Genomic DNA, 19,411 nt, shown 5'->3' with positions numbered 1-19,411 from the left:
AAAGCCTCACTGACGTGCCGCACCATAGGCCAAATCGGCCCTGCGGCAACCCGTCAGCGGTTGGACCAGCGTTTCTCCTGCGCCTCGATCGCGGCGATGCGGCGGTCGGTCGGGGGATGCGACAACAGCCAGACGGGTGCGCCGGCGACCCGCCCCCCGGCAAGCCTGTCCAGCTTGCGGAACAGCGACTTCTGAGGTTCGGTGCCCAGTCCCGCCCGAATCATCAGCGCGCTGGCGAAACGGTCGGCCTCGAATTCGTCCTGTCGCGACAGACGCGCGGCGACGGCGCTGGCGACCATGGTCGCGATCCATGCCCCGATGCCGGGGAGGAACCGGCCGAGGATCCCCGCCAGCGCCAGGCGGATCGCGTTCTGCCCGGCAAAGTCGATCATCCGGCGGCGCGCATGTCCATGCGCGACATGGCCCAGCTCGTGGGCGACGACGCTGGCCAGTTCCTCTGGCGTCACCTCGCAGGCATCCAGCTTGCGGATGAAGCCGCGCGTCAGGAAGATGCGGCCGTCGGGCGCGGCAAGCCCGTTGACCGGTTCGATCTCGTAGATGTGGGCCGAGACCGGGGGCAGGTCCATCGCATCGCCCAGCCGCTTCAGCATCGGAGACAGGCGCGGATGTTTCAGCGGCGTCGATTTCTGGTTCAGTTCCTGTTTCAGCCGCCATGCGGAAAAGAACCACATGACGGCCATGTATGCGATGAGCAGCAGGATCGGGGTCAGCTTGAGCATGGATCATATGTGGGGCGGCACGGGGCCGGGATCAATCGTCGAAAGGCAGGGATCGGTGCGGGCAAGACCGGCCCGCCGTCCTTTTCATCCCAGCAGGCGCATCGCCTCGGTCAGCCCCGCCAGGGTCAGCGGGACCATCCGGCGCTCGAAGACCTGCCCGATCATGGCGATGGACTGCGTGTAGCGCCAATGCTGCTGCGGCACCGGGTTCAGCCAGACGTGGTCGGGCCATGTCTCGCAGGCCCGACGCAGCCACACCTCGCCGGGTTCGGTGTTCCAGTGCTCATTCGCGCCGCCCGGCATGGCGATCTCGTAGGGCGACATCGAGGCATCGCCGACGAAGATGCATTTGTAGTCGCGGCCATAGCGGTGCAGCAGGTCCCAGGTCGGCGTCTGTTCGTCCCATCGGCGGCGGTTGTCGGTCCACACGCCTTCGTAGAGGCAGTTGTGGAAATAGAAGTGCTGCATGTGCTTGAACTCGGCCCGGGCGGCCGAGAACAGCTCGTCCACAAGCCTTGCATGCTCGTCCATCGAGCCGCCGACATCCAGGAACAGCAGGATCTTGACGGCGTTGCGGCGCTCGGGGCGGGTCTGCACGTCGATATAGCCGTGATCGGCGGTCGCACGGATCGTTGCCGGCAGGTCCAGCTCTTCGGCGGCGCCATGGCGCGCCCATTGCCGCAGCCTTTTCAGCGCCACCTTGATGTTGCGGGTCCCCAGCTCGACCTTGTCATCGAAATCCCGGAACTCGCGCTTGTCCCAGACCTTCACGGCGCGTCGGTGCCGGCTTTCATCCTGGCCGATCCGGACGCCCTCGGGATTGTAGCCATAGGCCCCGAAGGGCGACGTGCCGGCGGTGCCGATCCACTTGTTTCCACCCTGGTGCCGGCCCTGCTGCTCGGCCAGCCTTTCGCGCAGCGCCTTCATCAGAGACTCGAAGCTTCCGGCAGCTTTGACGTCGGCCTTCTCGGCGTCGGTCAGCAGTTTTTCGGCAAGCTTCTCAAGCCATTCCCTGGGGATCGCCTGTTCGTGGACCAGCGCCTCGACCGGGATCTGCTCCAGCCCCGCGAAGCTTTCCGAAAACGCCCGGTCAAAGCGGTCGAGATGGCGCTCGTCCTTGACCAGCACCAGCCGCGCGACGTGGTAGAACCCGTCCACCGACCAGCCGGCGATGCCGGCCTGCATCCCGGCCATCAGGTCCAGCCATTCGCGCAACGAGACAGGGACCCCTTGCCGCCGCAGCGCGTCGAGGAAGGGGATGAACATCACGCCATCCGTTCGATCAGCACGGTCAGAAACAGCGCGATCACGCCCAGCCCCATGGCAAAGGCTGCGGCGTATTGCAGGCGGTCACGCGAATTGCCACCCAGTTGTGTGGCGCGGCGCCAGCCCAGAATGGCCCCGATGACTAGGGCTGCGATAACGATCATGGCGTCCTCGGTTGATCTTTTCTCCTCGCAGATAGACGGTGGAAACAGCCCGTGCAACCGGATGACGATTCGTCCGGACAATGAACAAGAATACCGAGAGGGAGTTCAAGATGAAGACGCTTGACCAGATCCGCCACGATATCCGCGCCCTGCACCTGACCGAGGAACGATCCCAGATCGACCGCCTGATGCAGACGCTTGCCCCCGACACGGGCGGGCGCGAGGCCATGGCGGCCGACGCGGCCGAGCTGGTGCGGGCGATCCGGTCCGACCGCAAGCCGGGGCTGATGGAGGTGTTTCTGGCCGAATACGGGCTTTCGACAGACGAGGGCGTGGCGCTGATGTGTCTGGCCGAGGCGCTGCTGCGCGTCCCGGATGCCGAGACGATGGACGAGCTGATCGAGGACAAGATCGCGCCCTCGGAATGGGGCCAGCACATGGGCAAGTCGTCCTCGTCGCTGGTCAATGCCTCGACCTGGGCGCTGATGCTGACCGGCCGGGTCTTGCGCGACGACCAGTCGCCGGGGATCGCCGGTCATCTGCGCAACGCGGTCCGGCGCCTCGGAGAACCCGTGATCCGCACCGCCGTCCACCGCGCGATGCGCGAGATGGGCCAGCAATTCGTGCTGGGCGAGACGGTGAAATCCGCCATCAAGCGCGGCCGGGAACGGGTCGATCAGGGCTATACCTACAGCTATGACATGCTGGGCGAGGCCGCCCGGACCGAGGCGGACGCGCGTGCCTATCAGACCGCCTACGAGGGTGCGATCAAGGCGCTGGCCAGCGAGGCGACCAAGGCCGACATCCGCGACAATCCCGGTATCTCGATCAAGCTTTCGGCCCTTCATCCGCGTTACGAGGAACCCCAGCGCGACCGGGTGATGGCCGAGCTGGTGCCGGTGGCGCTGCGGCTGTGCCGGATGGCCAAGGCGGCCGGGATGGGTCTGAACATCGACGCCGAAGAGGCCGATCGCCTGGAAATCTCGCTGGACGTGATCCAGGCGGTGCTGTCGGATCCGTCGCTGGCGGGCTGGGACGGGTTCGGGGTCGTCGTGCAGGCTTATGGCAAGCGCGCAAGCGCCGTCATCGACTGGCTGGACGCGCTGGCCGAAACGCTGGACCGGCGGATCATGGTGCGGCTGGTCAAGGGCGCCTACTGGGATACCGAGATCAAGCGCTCGCAGGTCGAGGGGCTGGACGGTTTCCCGGTCTGGACGCACAAGGCCGCCACCGACGTGGCGTGGATCTGTTGCGCCAGAAAGCTTCTGGCAAGCCCCCGCATCTATCCGCAATTCGCGACCCACAACGCCCACTCGGTCGCAGCGATCCTGCATCTGGCGGGCGAGGACCGCGACTTCGAGTTCCAGCGTCTGCACGGGATGGGCGAAGCCCTGCACGACATCGTCAAGACCCGCGACAAGACCCGCTGCCGCATCTATGCGCCGGTCGGTGCGCATGTCGACCTGCTGGCCTATCTGGTCCGCCGCCTGCTTGAGAACGGCGCGAATTCCAGCTTCGTGAACCGTATCGTGGACGAGGAGATTCCGCCCGCCGAGGTGGCTCCGGACCCCTTCGCCGAATGGCTTGCGGTGGCCGGCAAGCCGGCGGCCGGCGTCATCCGTCCCGCTGATCTGTTTGCCCCCGAGCGCGTCAACTCGATGGGGTTCGATCTGCGCGATCCCGTGGAACTGGCCCGCGTCGAGGCGGCGCGCACGCCGTTTTCCGAGGCGCGCTGGCAGGGCGGTCCGCTGCTTGCCGAGGAGCGGGACGGGGACGATCGGCAGGTGATCGACCAGGTGAACCCCGCGCGTCCGAACGACCGGGTGGGGCAGGTGGCCTATGCGTCGCGCGATGACGTGGGCGCGGCGCTCGACGGCGCCCGGCCCTGGGACGCACCACCAGAGGCCCGCGCCGAAGCCTTGCGTCGGGGCGCGGATCTCTATGAGGAACATTATGGCGAACTTTTCGCCCTGATCGCGCGCGAGGCGGGGAAATCGCAGTTCGACGCCGTGGCCGAACTGCGCGAGGCGGTCGATTTCCTGCGCTACTATGCGAATTTCGCAAGCGGTGATGCGCCGCGCGGCGTGTTCACCTGCATCTCGCCGTGGAACTTCCCGCTGGCGATCTTTACCGGCCAGCTGGCCGCCGCACTGGCGGCGGGAAATGCTGTCCTGGCCAAGCCGGCCGAGACGACCAGCCTGATCGCGTGGCGCGCGACTCAGTTGCTGCACGAGGCCGGCGTGCCGCGCCACGCGCTGCAATTGCTGCCGGGCGAGGGACGCGAGGTGGGAACCGCGCTGTGCAGCGATCCGCGGGTCTCGGGCGTGTGCTTCACCGGTTCGCTGCCGACGGCGCAGGCGATCAATCGCGCGATGGCCGAACATCTTTCGCCCGACGCACCGCTGATCGCCGAAACCGGCGGGCTGAACGCGATGATCGTCGACTCGACCGCATTGCCGGAACAGGCGGTGCGCGACATCGTGGCCAGCGCCTTCCAGTCGGCGGGACAGCGTTGTTCGGCGCTGCGTGTGCTTTATGTCCAGAAGGACGTCGAGAAGAGGCTGCTGGCCATGCTGCACGGCGCGATGGACGAGTTGCGCATCGGTGATCCCTGGCATCTGGAAACCGATGTCGGGCCGGTCATCAACGCCGCTGCCAAGACCGGCATCGAGGACCATGTCTCAAAGGCCCGCAGCGACGGCCGCATCCTGCACCGGCTGAAGGCGCCGGGCCGCGGTCATTTCGTCGCACCCGTCACCATCCGGGTCGGCGGGATCGAGGATGTCGAGCGCGAGGTGTTCGGCCCGGTGCTGCATGTCGCGCGCTTCGACGCCAGCGACCTTGACCGCGTGCTGGGCGCGATCAACGCGTCGGGTTATGGCCTGACATTCGGGCTTCACACGCGGATCGACGACCGGGTGCAGCATGTCGACAGGCGACTGAATGTCGGCAATCTCTACGTCAACCGAAACCAGATCGGCGCGATCGTCGGCAGCCAGCCCTTTGGCGGCGAGGGGCTGTCGGGCACCGGGCCCAAGGCCGGTGGCCCGCATTATGTCCCCCGCTTCCGGGCGATGCCGGTCAACCGCATGCCGGCAAGCGCCTCAAGCGAGGCTCTGCCCGCGCAGGTTCAGAAGGCGCTGGATCAGGCGCTGACCGACAGCGCGACACCGCGCGAGACGCTGGTGCTGCCGGGTCCGACCGGCGAATCCAACCGCCTGACGACCCATGCCCGCGGCACGGTCCTGTGCCTGGGCCCGGACGCCGGATCCCAGGCGCAGATCGCGTCGTCGCAGGGCTGCGCGACGGTCGAGGTTCCCGGCCATCTGGACGCCAACGCCCTGAAGACCCTGTCGGGCATGGCGGTCGTCGTCTTTGACGGACCCGAGGATCAGGCCCGCCATTACCGGCAGGCGCTGGCCGCGCGCGGTGGCGCGATCATCCCGCTGGTCACCTCGGCCGAATTGGCCGCCTACGCGATCCTCGAGCGGCATCTGTGCGTTGACACCACGGCCTCGGGCGGGAACGCCTCGCTGCTGGCGGCTGCCGAATAGGCGGGCGGCCGGCACACGGGACGCGGCGCCTTGGGACGGGTGCCGCGTCTTGCCCCCGCAGTCTCGCGGGCTGGCGTTCTGACTGCGCAAGGAGAGGGGCGATGCAGGGTTTTGCGGGGCAGGATTTCGCGGGGCAGGATCTCGGGGAGTATGACTTCATCATCGTCGGCGCCGGGTCGGCGGGCTGCGTGCTGGCCAACAGGCTGTCGGCCGATCCGCGCCACCGTGTCCTGCTGCTGGAGGCCGGTGGCAGCGACAACCGGTTCTGGGTGCATGTGCCGGTCGGCTATCTCTATGCGATGGGCAACCCGACCCTGGACTGGTGCTATCAGACCCAGCCCGAGGCCGGGCTGAACGGACGTCGGCTGAACTATCCGCGCGGCCGGGTGCTGGGCGGATGCAGCTCGATCAACGGCATGATCTACATGCGCGGACAGTCGGCCGATTACGATCGCTGGCGGCAGGCGGGAAACGAAGGCTGGGGCTGGGATGACGTCCTGCCTCATTTTCGCCGGTCCGAGCGGCATTTCGGCCCCGCCGACGACCTGCACGGCGATCAGGGCGAATTATGGGTCCAGAAGCAGCGACTGAACTGGCCGATCCTCGATGCGGTCGCCGAGGCCGCGCAGGAAATGGGGCTGCCGGCCTGCGCGGATTTCAACTGCGGCGACAATGAGGGGGTGGGATATTTTCCCGTCACCCAGCGCGGCGGCATCCGCTGGAACGCCCGCAAGGCGTTTCTGAACCCGGCACGGGGCAGACCCAACCTGCGGATCGAGACCCACGCGCAGGTCGCGCGGCTGACAGTCCGCGGCCGCCGGGTCACGGGGGTCGAATTCACGCAGAACGGACGCAGCCGCCAGGCACGCGCCGCCGGCGAGGTGATCCTTGCGGCGGGGGCCATCAATTCGCCTTCCATCCTGGAGCTCAGCGGCATCGGTCAGGCCGAGCGACTGGCCGGTCTCGGGATCGCGCCGGTCCATGATCTGCCCGGCGTCGGCGAGAACCTGCAGGATCACCTGCAATTGCGGACGGTCTTTCGGATCACCGGCGCGCGCACCCTGAACGACCGGGCGCGCACGATCTGGGGCAAGGCGGGGATCGCGCTGGAATATGCGCTGCGGCGGTCCGGCCCCATGTCGATGGCCCCCAGCCAGTTGGGTATCTTCGCGAAATCCTCGGACGCGTTCGCCACGGCCAATCTGGAATACCATGTCCAGCCGCTGTCGCTGGACAAGTTCGGCGACCCGCTGCACGATTTTCCGGGGCTGACCGTATCGGTCTGCAACCTGCGCCCGGAAAGCACGGGCCACAGCCATGTCGCCAGCGCCGATCCCGGCGCGGCCCCGAACATCGCACCCTGCTATCTGTCCACGCCAGGCGACCGGCAGGTTGCCGTCGAGAGCCTGCGCCAGGCCCGCCGACTGATGCAGACCCGCCGGATGGCCGCCTTTTCACCCGCCGAGATCATGCCAGGCGCCCATCTGCACAGCGATGCGGACCTGTCCCGTGCGGCAGGCGATGTCGGCACCACGATCTTTCATCCGGTGGGAACCACCCGGATGGGACGTGACGCGATGGCCGTCGTCGATCCGCAACTGCGCGTCATCGGCCTGCAGGGGCTGCGGATCGCGGATGCGGGGATCATGCCCTCGATCGTGTCCGGCAACACGCATGCGCCCGTCACGATGATCGCCGAGAAGGCCAGCGAGATGATCCTGGCCTCCGCGCGGCAGGGGCATGTCACGACCGCGTGATCCGTGTTAACCTTCAGGCAATTCCCTGCCCCTGCCACGAGGTGCGCCATGCTGTCCCGACGCCGTTTCGTCCATCTTGCCCTTGGCAGCACCGCGCTGTCGGGTTGCGGCATATCGGGCCTGATCCAGCCGGGTCCGCAGACCGATCTGCCGGGCATTCCCGTGGACGCGCATATGCATCTGTTCAACGGGGCGGACGTGCCGGTGATCGGCTGGCTGACACAGGTGGACTTCACGGCCGAAAGCGGAGGCAGCCTGCCCGACATCACCAAGTCGCCGCTGGTCCGGCTGATCGTCAGCTTCCTGGCCAACGCGACGCCGACCGCGGGCGCCGAGCTTGCGCGCCTGCCGGCGCGACTGCCGCGCCCGTCCCAACGGCAGATGCGGGATGAAGGGGTCGATCGTCTGGCGGTGTTCCTGGAGCGCTATCAGGATGCGGTTCTGACCGGGGCCGACGATCCCGACGTGATGGAGCTGTTATCCGCCGGCAGTCCCGTCCAGCAGCAGCGCCGGGTCGAGGACCAGCAGCTGTTCGCCGACCTGGCCGCCGCCGCGGGGCTTGCGCCGCCCGAGATCGCAGCCGAGCCGGTGATCGTCGAAGAGGCGCCCGCGATCACCGGGCCGATGGCGACCCGTCGCGCCGCACCGCCGCCGGCCCCGCCCGCGCCGGCCCCCAGCACAAGGCAGATCGCCGAGGGACTCTTCGATCCTCGGAACCAGCGCGGCGACCCGCTGAAGCAGACGCTGGCGGGGATGGTCCAGTGGGCCGAACTGATGACACGGCCGCGTGCGCAGATCATGCAGCAGGCGGTCAGTCTCTATGGCCGCCCGACCGAGCTTCGGGTCTTCTGCAATCATCTTCTGGATATCGGCTACTGGCTGCGCGCCGACGAGGTCAACCAAAGCCATCCCGACGACCTCATCACGCTGTTTGCGGAGCTCTCGGCGCGCCGCAGCGATGTCCTGGTGCTGAATTTCGTCGGGTTCTGCCCGCTGCGCGCCGCGATCGAGGGCGATTCAGCGCATGACCGCGTTCGCCGCGCCGTCACCCGGAACGGGTTCGCGGGGGTCAAGCTGTACCCTCCGATGGGGTTCAAGCCGCTGGAGAATGCCGGCGTCGGTTTTTCGCATGCGCGGGTGACGCCGCCGGGGCGGGGAACGGCGCTGGACCGCGAGTTGCGCAAGCTTTACGCGTGGTGCCAGGCCAACGACGTGCCGATCGCGGCGCATGCCTCGGCCAGCATGGGGGCCGGGCCCGGCACGGCCGGCTATTCCGCGCCATGGCTGTGGCGGCCGGTGCTGCGCGACTATCCGGATCTGCGTGTCAATCTGGCCCATTTCGGCGGATTCGGCGGGCATGGAAACCCGCAATGGGAGAACGAGCTGATCGCGATGCTGGACAGTTCCCCGAATCTGTATTTCGATTCCGGCTTCTGGACCGAGGCCATGGCCGGCGCCCCGACCCGGCCCGAGGCGCTGCGTTCGACCCGCGCGCTGTTCGCGTCCGAGCCGCTGGCGGCGCAGCGGATGCTGTATGGCAGCGACTGGTCGATGATCGCGCGCCTGCCCAGCCATCCGGCCTATCTTGCCGGGCTGACAAGCTTTGTCGACGCGGTGACGGGTGATGCGCGGCAGTCCCAGGCGATCATGGGCGGCAACGCGCGGCGCTGGCTGGGCCTCGACCGCGACGGAGCGCAGCGCCAGCGGCTTGCCCGTTTTCACGGACGCCATCCGGTCTGGGCGCAATTGGCCGCCTAGGCGGTCAGCATCCGTCGGAAGGCCTGCCAGCTGGCTTTCGGCGTGCGTCTCATCGTCCGATAATCGACATGGACCAGACCGAAGCGCGGGCCATAGCCGAACGCCCATTCGTAATTGTCCAAGAGCGACCAGTAGAAGAAGCCGCGCAGATTGACGCCCTGATCCAGGGCGGCCCTGGCGGCGCGCAGATGATCGCCGATGAAGGCCACGCGCGCGGCGTCGTCGGTCATGTCAAGTCCGGGCTCCAGCGCCATGCCGTTCTCGGTGACATGGAGGGGCAGGTCGCCGGTATGGTCGCGGGCCAGGCGAACCAGGAATTCGGTCAGGCCCTCGGGACGGATCTCCCATCCCATCTGGGTCTTGGCCAGCGGGCCCGGGACCGGCGCGGCGTTCGGCCACAAGCCGGGCCTGTGGCGATGCAGGACGCGCGTGTAGTAATTGACGCCCAGCCAGTCCAGCGGGGCGGCGATCCGCGGCATGTCGTCCTGCCAGCCATCGGGCAGATAGGGCCCGATCCCGTCCAGCGCGGCCTGCGGATAGCCTTGTCCCATCAGTGCGCGAATGAACCACTGGTTGTAGATCGCGTCCTGGGTGGTGGCGGCCGCTGCGGCCTCGGGGCTGTCATCGGCCGGGTGTGCGGTCTCGAAATTCAGGACGACGCCCAGATCCCGCGCGCCCTCGGCCCGCAGCGCCTGAATGGCGGTGCCGTGCGCCAGAAGGACATGATGCATGGCACGGCTGGCGGCGCGGATGTCGCGCATGCCGGGGGCGTGGTGGCCCAGGAAATGCGACAGCCAGGCGATGCACCACGGCTCGTTCAGCGTGGCCGTGCTGGCCACGCGGTCGCCCAGCCGGGCATGCACCACGCGCGCATGATCCGCGAACCACGAGGCCACGTCGCGATTGCGCCAGCCGCCCCGATCGGCCAGGGCCGCAGGCAGGTCCCAGTGATACAGCGTCAGGAAGGGCTGCAACCCGCGCGCCAGCATGCCGTCAACCAGCCGGTCATAGAAATCCAGCCCCTCGGGGTTGACCGTCCGGCCATCGGGCATCACCCGCGCCCACGAGGTCGAGAACCGATAGGCATCAAATCCCGCGTCGCGCATCAGGTCGAGATCGGTTTCCCAAAGCCGGTAATGATCGCAGGCGCGCGCGCCGCTGCTGTCATCCGCGATGTTGCCGGGGGTCGCCGCGAATGTGTCCCAATGCGACGGCCCCGCGTTTCCGAAGGCTGAACCCTCGATCTGATAGGCGGCGGTCGCGGCGCCAAAGACGAAACCTTCGGGAAACTCGGATCGGTTCGGCAGCATGGCGGATCCCCTTGTGTCGGCGCAAACACGCTGCCACGATACAGCCCGACGCGGAAGGGGTCAGGCGCCGCCGGACCGGCGCGCGGCAATCTGCCGCCACAGGAAAGCCAGGATGAACAGCGCCGTCAGGACCAGGACGATGGTCGGGGCCGGTGCGCTGTCCAGCCAGAAGCTTGCCCAGACGCCCCCCAGACCGGAAAACACCGCGACCGCGACCGCCATGGCAAGCATCGCCTGAAGCCGGCGCGTCAGCAGGAAGGCGATGGCGCCGGGCGCGATCAGCAGCGCCACCGACAGGATGATGCCGACCGCCGACAGCATCGCCACGACGCAGGCCGAGATCATCGCCAGAAGGCCATATTGCAGCAGCCGCACCGACAGACCCGAAACCCTGGATTGCACCGGGTCGAAGGCAAGCATCGCGAAATCGCGCCATTTCAGGATCAGGATCAGGCTGACCGCCGCAGCGATCGCCCCGGCCGACATGAAATCGTCGCGGCCGACGCCCAGTATATTGCCGAACAGGATATGGTCCAGATGCGCGTCCGACGGAATCTGGGTGTAGATCACGATGCCAAGCCCGAACATGCCGGACATGACGATCCCCAGCGCCGTGTCCTGCTTGATCCGGCTGTTGGCGTCCAGCCACCCGGCCCCCAACGCGCAGATCATCCCGGCCGCAAAGGCGCCGATCAGCAGCGGAATGCCGGCGATATAGGCCAGCACGATTCCTGGAAGCACCGCATGGCTGATGCCGTCACCCATCAGCGACCAGCCCTTCAGGACCAGGAAGCAACTGAGAAGCGCCGCCGGAATCGCGATGATCAGCGCGATCAGCGCCGCCTCGACCATGAAACCGAAGGCGAAGGGTGCGGTCAGCCAGCTCATGTCAGACGCTCCAGTGCCTTGCGGGCGCGCGACCGGGCGGCCAGCGCGCCATGGGTCGGGGCGAAGGTGAAGGTCAGAAGGAAGATCAGCGTCTGCATGAGGACAATCACCCCGCCGGTCGCCCCATCAAGGAAGAAGCTGAGATAGGCGCCGAAGCCTGATGTCAGCGACCCGATGGCCACCGACAGCGCGATCAGGCGCGGAAAGCGGTCGGTCAGCAGATAGGCGGTGGCCCCCGGCGTGACGACCAGGGCGATCACGAGGAAGGCCCCGACGGTCTGCATCGCGGCGACCGTGCAGGCGGCCAGAAGGGTGAAGAACAGCACGCGCAGCCGGTTGGGGTGCAGCCCGACCGTGCGGGCGTGGCTCTCGTCGAAGAAGACCACCATGAGGTCGCGCCATTTCGCCAGCAGGATCAGCAGCGAGACGCCGCCGATGATGGCGAGTTGCAGCGTGTCGCCTGGCGAGATTGCGAGGATATTGCCCATCGTGATCGCCTGCAGGTCGACGGCGACCGGGTTCAGCGAGACCATGAACAGGCCGACCCCGAAGAAGCTGGTGAAGATCAGCCCGATGATGGCGTCCTCGCGCAGGCCGGTCCGGTTGTTCAGAAACAGCATCGTCAGCGCGGCAAGGCCGCCCGACAGGAACGCGCCGATGGCGAAGGGCAAGCCCAGCATGTATGCGCCGGCGACGCCCGGCACGATCGAATGCGACAGCGCGTCGCCGATCAGGGACCAGCCCTTGAGCATCAGGTAGGCCGACAGGAAGGCGCAGACCGCGCCGACGAGCGCCGACACCCAGATGGCGCTTGCCATGTAGCCATAGGTGAACGGGATCAGAAGTGTGTCGAGCATTGCAGCACATTCCTTGCGTCCCGCGATCGCCGGGGGGCCAGCCCCCCGGACCCCCCGGAAAATTGGCGCCAGGGCAGGGCGATGAAGGTCGGAGCCTGCATCAGTTGCCCTCTCGCGTGCGGTGGCGGTCGTCATAGAAGATCAGCGGCCGTTCGTCGTCGGTGAAGACATCGACGCTGCGCTCGTCGGGGTCGTCGTGCAGATCGGATCCGCCCAGGACGAAATGGCGCAGAACCCCACCGAAGGCGCGCTTGAGATTGGCGGGGGTGAATGTGGTTTCGGTCGGCCCCGAGGCCAGCACCGTACCCTTCACCATCACGACGCGGTCGCAATATTCGGGGACCGAGCCCAGATCATGGGTCGAGACCAGCATCACCCGGCCTTCCTCGCGCATCTCGCGCAAGAGGGCGATGATCGCGTATTCGGTCTTGACGTCCACGCCGGTGAAGGGCTCGTCCAGCAGGACCACGCGGGCGTCCTGGGCCAGCGCGCGGGCCAGGAAGACGCGCTTCTTCTGGCCGCCCGACAGTTCGCCGATCTGGCGATGACGGAATTCCGCCATGTTCACGCGCGCCAGCGCCTCGTCGACGGCCTGGCGGTCGGCGGCGCGGGCCCGGCGCAGGAAGCCCATATGGCCATAGCGGCCCATCATCACCACGTCCTCGACCAGCACCGGGAACGACCAGTCGACCTCTTCCGCCTGCGGAACATAGGCGACGAGGTTGCGAGACAAGGCGTCCTCGACCTCGTGGCCGAGGATGCGGACATGGCCGCGCGCACCGGGGATGAAGCCCATCAGCGCCTTGAACAGCGTCGACTTGCCGGCCCCGTTCACGCCAACCAGTGCGGTGACCGAGCCCGGGGGCACGGAAAAGGCCGCCTCGCGCAGTGCGGTATGCCCGTTGCGATAGGTGACGGTGAGATCATCGACCTCGATTCCCTGGTTCATTTCGAAAGCTCCGTGACGATGCGGCCGGCGGTGACGCGCAGCAGGTCGAGATAGGTCGGCACCGGCCCGTCGGGGCCGGACAGGCTGTCGACGTAAAGCGCGCCGCCATAGCGCGCGCCGGTCTCGGCCGCGATGCTTCGGGCAGGACGGTCGGAGACGGTGCTTTCCGAAAAGATCACCGGGGCCTGGTTCCGGCGGATCGTGTCGATGACATGGCGGACCTGTTGGGGGGTTCCCTGGGCATCGGCGTTGATCGGCCACAGGAAAAGTTCGTTCAGCTGGAAATCGCGGGCCAGATAGGAAAACGCGCCTTCCGAGGTGACCAGCCAGCGGCGGCTTTCGGGCAGCGCGCGCGCGGCGTCGCGCAGCGGTCCGACGGTCGCGGCGATGCGGCTCTTGTAGCGCGCGGCATTGGCCATGTAGGTGGCGGCGTTGTCCGGATCGCGCCCGGCCAGCGCCGCGGCGATGTTGTCGACATAGATCAGCGCCGAATCGAGCGCCATCCAGCCGTGCGGGTTCGGCTTTCCATCGTAGTCGCCTCCTTGGATCGCCACCGGCGCGATGCCGTCGCTGACGACCGCCGTCGGGACATCGCCAAGCTTGTCCAGAAATTGCTGGAACCACAATTCGAGATTGAGACCATTGGCCAGGATCAGGTCAGCGCCGCTGGCGCGGACCAGATCCTGCGGGGTGGGTTGGTAATTGTGGATGTCCGCGCCGGGCCGGGTGATCGATTCGATCACCGCCAGGTCGCCGGCGACATTGCCCGCCATGTCGGCAATGATCGTGAAGGTGGTGGCGATCTTCAGCCGGTCGCCCGACGGTTCGGCAGCAACGCTGACGGGCAGCCCGAGGCAGATCATCAGAATGGCGAGAAAACGGTTCATGTGCCGCTTTTCTGCGAATAGTTCGCAACTGTCAACAGTTGCGATTCAGTTGCAACTGGGCCCGGGTTCAGGCATGACATCCCCATGACCGAACGCCGTGCGAAAGAACTGGAAACGGCCCTGCGGGACGCCGGTGTGCGGGTGACGCGGCAGCGCGCGGCCCTGCTGCGGGTGATCGCGGGCAGCGAGGACCATCCCGACGCGGCCGAGCTGCACGCCCGGGCCGAGGCCGCCGGGGCAGGGGTGTCGCTGGCGACGGTGTATCGCACGCTGACCACGCTGCAGACCCAGGGGGTGATCGCAAAGCTGGAATTCAGGGACCAGCCGGCGCGATGGGAGGCGGCGGACCAGCGCCATCATGACCACATGATCGATGTCGAGACCGGCGAGGTGATGGAGTTCACCCATGACCGGATCGAACGGCTTCAGGCCGAGATCGCGGCCGAGATGGGCTTCGAGATCGTGCACCATCGGCTGGAACTGTATGTGCGCCGCCGCCGCGGCTGAGCCGGTGCTGGACTTTCCGGGCATGCCGATGTTCGATGGCCCCGGCATGACCGAGGGAGGACCAAGATGCGCCCCATGATCCTGATCGCCGCGCTGCTGGCCGGACCGGCGGCCGCCTATGAACCGCTGGTCGAGAAGCAGGAATTCACCCTGACCGACTTCACCACCCGCGGCGGCGAGGTGATCCCCGAGATGCGGCTGGGATACGAGACATATGGCACGCTGAACGAGGCCGCGGACAACGCCATCCTGATCCCGCATTATTTCAGCGGCACCAGCCATGCCGCCGGCAAATACGCCCCGGACGATGCGGCGCCCGGCTATTGGGACGCGATCATCGGGTCGGGCAAACCGATCGACACGGACAAGTGGTTCGTGGTCTCGGTCGACAGTCCGGTCAATCTGGGGGCGCATGATCCGAATGTCATCACGACCGGACCCGCGACGACCAATCCGGCCACCGGAGAGCCCTGGGGGATGGACTTTCCGATCCTGACCATCGGCGATTTCGTGGACACGCAGAAGGGCCTGATGGAGCAGTTGGGGATCGGCAGATGGCATGCAGTGATGGGCGCCTCGATGGGCGGATTGCAAAGCTATGAATGGGCGGCGCGCTATCCCGACCTGCTGGGAAGGGTGATCCCGGTGATCGCGTCGGGATGGGCGGATGCCGACCTGATCGCCTGGCTGGATATCTGGGCCGCGCCGATCCGGCTGGATCCGAACTGGAATGGCGGCGACTACCACGGCGGCGCCGCGCCCGAGGCCGGGCTGGCCCAGGCGCTGAAGATCGTGACGCTGCACGCGCAATCCGCCGAGTGGGCGAACGGGGTGTTCGGTCGCAGCTGGGCCGAGGAGGGCAAGGATCCCGCTGCAAGCTGGCAGAACGAGTTCGCCGTCGTCTCGGCCCTGGATGCGGCCGGCGCGGCCCGGGCGCGGATTTCGGACGCCAATCACTTCCTGTATCTGGCCAAGGCCAACCAGCTTTTCGTCGCGGGTCATCCCGAAGACGGGCTGTATCAGGGTCTGCTGGACATCGACGTGCCGGTGATGCTGATCCATACCGACGAGGATCTGGTCTTTCCGGGGAATGCCGTGCGCGAGACGGGCGCGATCATCAGGTCCGCCGGCACATCGGTCGAGATCGTCGAACTGGAAGGCACGCGCGGGCATCTGGACGGGGTCCTGAATATTGCCCAGGCGAGTGACCGGATCCGGGCCTTCCTGAACGCCGAATGAACGCCAGGGCATCCGCCTTGCGTCCCGCGACCGCCGGGGGGCTGCGCGCCCCCCGGACCCCCTGCGAGACAGCTTTGGGACGCGGATGACCGGGCTTCGTGTCTACGACAGGATCATCTCGGATCGCGGGTCGAAATACGCGGTCTCGGGCGGGCCGGCGACGAACCGGGCCGAGGCGGCGGCACTGCTGGTGGCGCTGAAGCGCACCAAGCGGTTTGCCAGGGCCACGCATAACAGCTGGGCCGCCGTCCTGTCCGGCGAGCCGTTCAGGGACGATGACGGCGAGGCGGGCGCGGGCGCGCTGATCCTGCAGATGCTGGAACGGGCGGAACTGCATGACCATGTGGTGGTCGTCACGCGCTGGTATGGCGGCAAGAATCTGGGCGGTGACCGGTTCAGGCATGTTGCGACTGCGGTGCGGCACTACCTGCACGAGACAGCGCGGGACTGATGCCCCCTGGACGCTGGCGCCGTGTCGCGGTCAGCGGATCGGCGCCAGCCGAATTCCGGCACCGCGCGGACGGCGACGAGGACGGGGACGGGGACGGGGACGGGGGCAGCGCAGCCGCACCGGCTGTGCGCGTCACTTTCCCTTTTTCGCCTTTTCGGACAGATAGTTCTGAAAATGCTGCCCGGTTTCGTAGCCATGATCACGAACCCATTCCAGCAAAGACGCTGTCACGTCCTTCGAAAACGCCCCGGGCATGACCGCAACCGCCGCCTGGGCTGCGGTCTGACCCTCTGGCACGTCTTCGGGCAGGAAGATCATGGTCGGCGTGAACATCGCGCCCCACCGGTTCGACATCTCTTTTTCGGGCAACTCGGTGCCGTCGAAATCCGTCACCGCGACATCGCCGAACATGTTCATCTGGATGACGAAGAAATTGTCGGTGATGTCTTGCGCGACGGCCGGGTCCGCGAACACCTCTTCATGCATCTCGCGGCAATAGATGCAGCCGCGCTGCTCGATCAGGATCAGCAGCCGCTTGCCTTCGGCATTGGCCTCGTCCAGATCCTCGCGCAGATCCTTGAAGGTCTCGCGGATCCAGGGCTGGTCGTGCAGCCCGTCATCGCCGATGCTCGCGGCATGCACCGGCAGCGCCAGAAACAGCGCAGCGACCGTGTTTCGCAGAAATCCCGTCATCGTGTCCTCTGTCAGGCAAGCGTGGCGGACCAGTCGAAATTCCGAAGCAGCCAGTCTGCGATCAGGTTCACGGTATTGGTGGCGATGAGGATCGCAAACAGGATGAGCATAACACCCATCACCTTTTCCACATAGCCCAGGTATTTCCGGTTGCGGCTTGCCCATGCCAGAAACGGCCCTGCGAAGAAGGCCGCCAGCACGAAGGGCGCCGTCATCGCAAGACCGTAAACCAGCAGAAGCGTGCCGCCGCGCCACAGGTCGCCAGAGCCCGAGGCGACCATCAGAACCGCGGTCAGGACGGGTCCGACGCAGGGTGTCCAGCCAAAGCCGAAAGCCAGCCCCATCGCATAAGCGCCGATCAGGCCCGAAGGTTTCGCCGGCCCCTCGAGACGGGCTTCTCGATACAGGAAGGCAATCCGGATCACGCCCAGAAAATGCAGTCCGAAAACCAGCAGGATCGCGGCGGCGACGTAGGCAAGCTGCTGTCGCCATTGCGCAAAAACCTGGCCCAGGGCGGTCGCGCCCAGACCCAGGAGGACAAAGATCGTGGTCACCCCCAGGGCGAAGGCCACGGCCGAGGCGATCAGGCGACGCTGCGCGCCGGGCGCGATCCGGCCGTCCTCGCGCAACTCGGCGATCGAAAGGCCGGCCATGTAGGACAGATAGAACGGAACCATCGGCAGGATGCAGGGCGACAGGAAGGAGAGGATGCCCGCCACGAACGCACCCCAGTAGCCGATATCAAGCATCGCGGTTCCCCCTTCCGGGCGCGATGCTTGACTGTCGGCCGCGCCGCGTCAATCGGAAATGCGAATATGTGCGTGTACGAAACGGCTCACGGCCTGCCGCGCCTCAGACAGGGGCCCCCGGACAGGCCGGCCCCTGTCCCCCGGCCTGCCTGGCCCGACGGATCAGCCTGCCAGAAAGATGTCTATCGCCTTGCGGACACCCTGTTCGCGCAGCAGCGTCAGCTTGCGGGCGAAGGCTTCCTGAAAGCGCGGGTTGTCGGCCAGCGGTCCGAAGACGGCCCGGTTTCCCAGGAAGGCCGCCGGGTCGCTGCGGGCGGCCATCGCAAGGTCGCGCAGGGCGTCGCTGTCATCGTCGTTCGGGGCGATCTCGTTCCCGGCCTCGTCCACCCGTTCGCAATAGCGGCACCAGAACGCGACCTCCTGTGCAAGGCCGTCGATGCCGCGATCATGGCGCAGCGCGTCCTGAAGGGTCGGCAGGATGAATTTCGGCTGCCGGTTCGCGCCGTCGAAGCAAAGCCGGGGGATCGTGTCGCCGATCCGGGGATTGGCGAATCGGCTGATGATCAGGTCCAGATACGCGTCGTAATCGACGCCGGGAATGGCGGCCAGGGTCGGAATGATCTCGCGCGATTCCAGCGCACGCAACCAGGCTTCGATCTGCGGATCGGCCATGGCGTCATGCACGAAATGATGGCCCAGAAGCGCCGAAGGATAGGCGATCGCGGCGTGGCCGCCATTCAGGATCCGCAGCTTCATCAACTCGTGCCTGCCGACATCGGCGACAAACTCGGCTCCGACATGTTCCAGGGGCGGGCGGCCTTGCGGGAAATTGTCCTCGAGCACCCATTGCCGGAAGGGTTCGCACACGACCGGAGCCGCATCGGCGATGCCGAAACTGTCGCGGACAAGCGCGCGCTCGCGATCCGAGGTTGCCGGGGTGATGCAGTCCACCATGGAATTGGGAAAGGCGATGGTCTGGCGGATCCATTCGGCAAGCGCGGGGTCCGACAGCTGGGCCAGTTCGGTGACCGTGCGGGCGCAGACATGGCCGTTTTCCGGCAGGTTGTCACAGGACAGGACGGTGAACGGCGCCGTGCCTGCCTCGCGTCGCCTGCGCAGGGCGGCCAGGATCATGCCGAACACGGTTCGCGGCGAGTCCGGATGGGCCGCATCATGCGCCATGTCGGGATGGGCCGCGTTGAAACCGTCGGTCTTGGCATCGACGTAATAGCCGCCCTCGGTGATGGTCAGCGACACGATCCGGATCGCCGGAGCCGCCATCGCCTCGATCACCCGGTGCGGATCAACCGCGACGAAATCGACCATCGAGCCGATGACGCGCGCGTGCAGGCCGCTGGGGTCCAGCTCGACCACCGTGGTCAGCCAGTCCTGCGCCGCCAGCCGGTCGCGCATCGCGGCATCGCCGGGACGCACGCCGGCGCCGACCACGGCCCAGTCATGCGCTTCTCCCCGCTCGAACAGCTGATCCAGATACCACGCCATATGCGCGCGGTGAAAATTCCCCACGCCGACATGCAGGATGCCCGGCGTCATCGCGGCGCGGTCATAGCCGGGTCTGCCGACCGCATCGGGAAGATCGGCAAGCGTGGATTGGGACAGGTTGATCGCCATTGCTTTGGCC

17 protein-coding genes are annotated in these 19,411 nt (G+C 66.9%); 6 read left to right on the top strand and 11 right to left on the bottom strand.

The features are described from left to right. Positions 1-53 precede the first annotated feature (53 nt). From L1965_RS12780 to L1965_RS12770, 3 genes are all read right to left on the bottom strand, one after another. On the bottom strand, positions 54-740 hold the full coding sequence (locus tag L1965_RS12780; protein ID WP_235756835.1) for a M48 family metallopeptidase: 687 nt from the start codon (positions 738-740) through the stop codon (positions 54-56). An 84-nt stretch (positions 741-824) separates the two neighbouring features. Beyond that, positions 825-2,006 (bottom strand): vWA domain-containing protein, encoded by a 1,182-nt coding sequence (locus L1965_RS12775; protein ID WP_235756834.1) that lies wholly within the window; start codon positions 2,004-2,006, stop codon positions 825-827. Then, complete coding sequence (locus L1965_RS12770; RefSeq protein ID WP_235756833.1) at positions 2,006-2,170, bottom strand: hypothetical protein; 165 nt, start codon at positions 2,168-2,170, stop codon at positions 2,006-2,008. The genes L1965_RS12775 and L1965_RS12770 overlap by 1 nt, the downstream gene beginning before the upstream one ends. 110 nt (positions 2,171-2,280) lie before the next feature. Between L1965_RS12770 and putA the strand changes: the two genes are divergently transcribed. The 3 genes from putA (at position 2,281) to L1965_RS12755 (ending at position 9,239) form a co-directional block, all read left to right on the top strand. Next, entirely contained in the window at positions 2,281-5,724 is a 3,444-nt protein-coding gene (putA, locus tag L1965_RS12765) for a bifunctional proline dehydrogenase/L-glutamate gamma-semialdehyde dehydrogenase PutA (protein WP_235756832.1), read from the top strand. Positions 5,725-5,825: 101 nt separating this feature from the next. Next, a complete protein-coding gene (locus tag L1965_RS12760) occupies positions 5,826-7,481 on the top strand; it encodes a GMC family oxidoreductase (protein ID WP_235756831.1) in 1,656 nt (551 codons plus the stop codon). 48 nt (positions 7,482-7,529) lie between these two features. After that, the gene (locus L1965_RS12755) at positions 7,530-9,239 is read left to right on the top strand and encodes an amidohydrolase family protein (RefSeq protein WP_235756830.1); all 1,710 of its coding nucleotides are present in this window, start codon (positions 7,530-7,532) and stop codon (positions 9,237-9,239) included. On the opposite strand, the gene L1965_RS12750 is transcribed toward L1965_RS12755, so the two are convergent. From L1965_RS12750 to L1965_RS12730, 5 genes are all read right to left on the bottom strand, one after another. After that, on the bottom strand, positions 9,236-10,549 hold the full coding sequence (locus L1965_RS12750) for a GH1 family beta-glucosidase (protein ID WP_235756829.1): 1,314 nt from the start codon (positions 10,547-10,549) through the stop codon (positions 9,236-9,238). The two genes, L1965_RS12755 and L1965_RS12750, sit on opposite strands and share 4 nt — an antisense overlap. A gap of 60 nt (positions 10,550-10,609) precedes the next feature. Next, complete coding sequence (locus L1965_RS12745; RefSeq protein ID WP_235756828.1) at positions 10,610-11,437, bottom strand: metal ABC transporter permease; 828 nt, start codon at positions 11,435-11,437, stop codon at positions 10,610-10,612. Further along, positions 11,434-12,294 carry a metal ABC transporter permease gene (locus L1965_RS12740; RefSeq protein ID WP_235756827.1) on the bottom strand — a complete coding sequence of 287 codons (861 nt, stop codon included), beginning with the start codon at positions 12,292-12,294 and terminating at the stop codon, positions 11,434-11,436. Before L1965_RS12740 ends, L1965_RS12745 begins: the two co-directional genes overlap by 4 nt. A gap of 100 nt (positions 12,295-12,394) precedes the next feature. Further along, positions 12,395-13,243 (bottom strand): manganese/iron ABC transporter ATP-binding protein, encoded by an 849-nt coding sequence (locus L1965_RS12735; RefSeq protein ID WP_235756826.1) that lies wholly within the window; start codon positions 13,241-13,243, stop codon positions 12,395-12,397. Beyond that, positions 13,240-14,106: a metal ABC transporter substrate-binding protein gene (locus L1965_RS12730; protein ID WP_277882973.1), complete on the bottom strand. Its 867-nt coding sequence runs from the start codon at positions 14,104-14,106 to the stop codon at positions 13,240-13,242. The genes L1965_RS12735 and L1965_RS12730 overlap by 4 nt, the downstream gene beginning before the upstream one ends. A gap of 108 nt (positions 14,107-14,214) precedes the next feature. On the opposite strand from L1965_RS12730, the gene L1965_RS12725 reads away from it, so the two are divergent. The 3 genes from L1965_RS12725 (at position 14,215) to L1965_RS12715 (ending at position 16,327) form a co-directional block, all read left to right on the top strand. Beyond that, entirely contained in the window at positions 14,215-14,637 is a 423-nt protein-coding gene (locus tag L1965_RS12725; RefSeq protein WP_235756824.1) for a Fur family transcriptional regulator, read from the top strand. A gap of 66 nt (positions 14,638-14,703) precedes the next feature. Further along, complete coding sequence (locus L1965_RS12720; protein WP_235756823.1) at positions 14,704-15,876, top strand: E22 family MetX-like putative esterase; 1,173 nt, start codon at positions 14,704-14,706, stop codon at positions 15,874-15,876. Positions 15,877-15,961: 85 nt separating this feature from the next. Next, on the top strand, positions 15,962-16,327 hold the full coding sequence (locus L1965_RS12715; RefSeq protein ID WP_235756822.1) for a YigZ family protein: 366 nt from the start codon (positions 15,962-15,964) through the stop codon (positions 16,325-16,327). A gap of 132 nt (positions 16,328-16,459) precedes the next feature. On the opposite strand, the gene L1965_RS12710 is transcribed toward L1965_RS12715, so the two are convergent. The 3 genes from L1965_RS12710 to L1965_RS12700 all read right to left on the bottom strand — a co-directional run bounded on the left by L1965_RS12710 (position 16,460) and on the right by L1965_RS12700 (position 19,401). After that, positions 16,460-17,020: a thioredoxin family protein gene (locus tag L1965_RS12710; RefSeq protein WP_235756821.1), complete on the bottom strand. Its 561-nt coding sequence runs from the start codon at positions 17,018-17,020 to the stop codon at positions 16,460-16,462. A gap of 11 nt (positions 17,021-17,031) precedes the next feature. After that, entirely contained in the window at positions 17,032-17,769 is a 738-nt protein-coding gene (locus L1965_RS12705; RefSeq protein WP_235756820.1) for a cytochrome c biogenesis CcdA family protein, read from the bottom strand. 162 nt (positions 17,770-17,931) lie between these two features. Beyond that, positions 17,932-19,401, bottom strand: a complete 1,470-nt coding sequence (locus tag L1965_RS12700) for a mannitol dehydrogenase family protein (protein ID WP_235756819.1) — start codon at positions 19,399-19,401, stop codon at positions 17,932-17,934. Positions 19,402-19,411 lie beyond the last annotated feature (10 nt).

This window comes from Paracoccus salsus, from assembly GCF_021556615.1.
Lineage (GTDB): Bacteria > Pseudomonadota > Alphaproteobacteria > Rhodobacterales > Rhodobacteraceae > Paracoccus > Paracoccus salsus.
The sequence above is the reverse complement of the archived record's forward strand: the minus strand, read 5'-3'. Positions and strand labels throughout refer to the sequence as shown.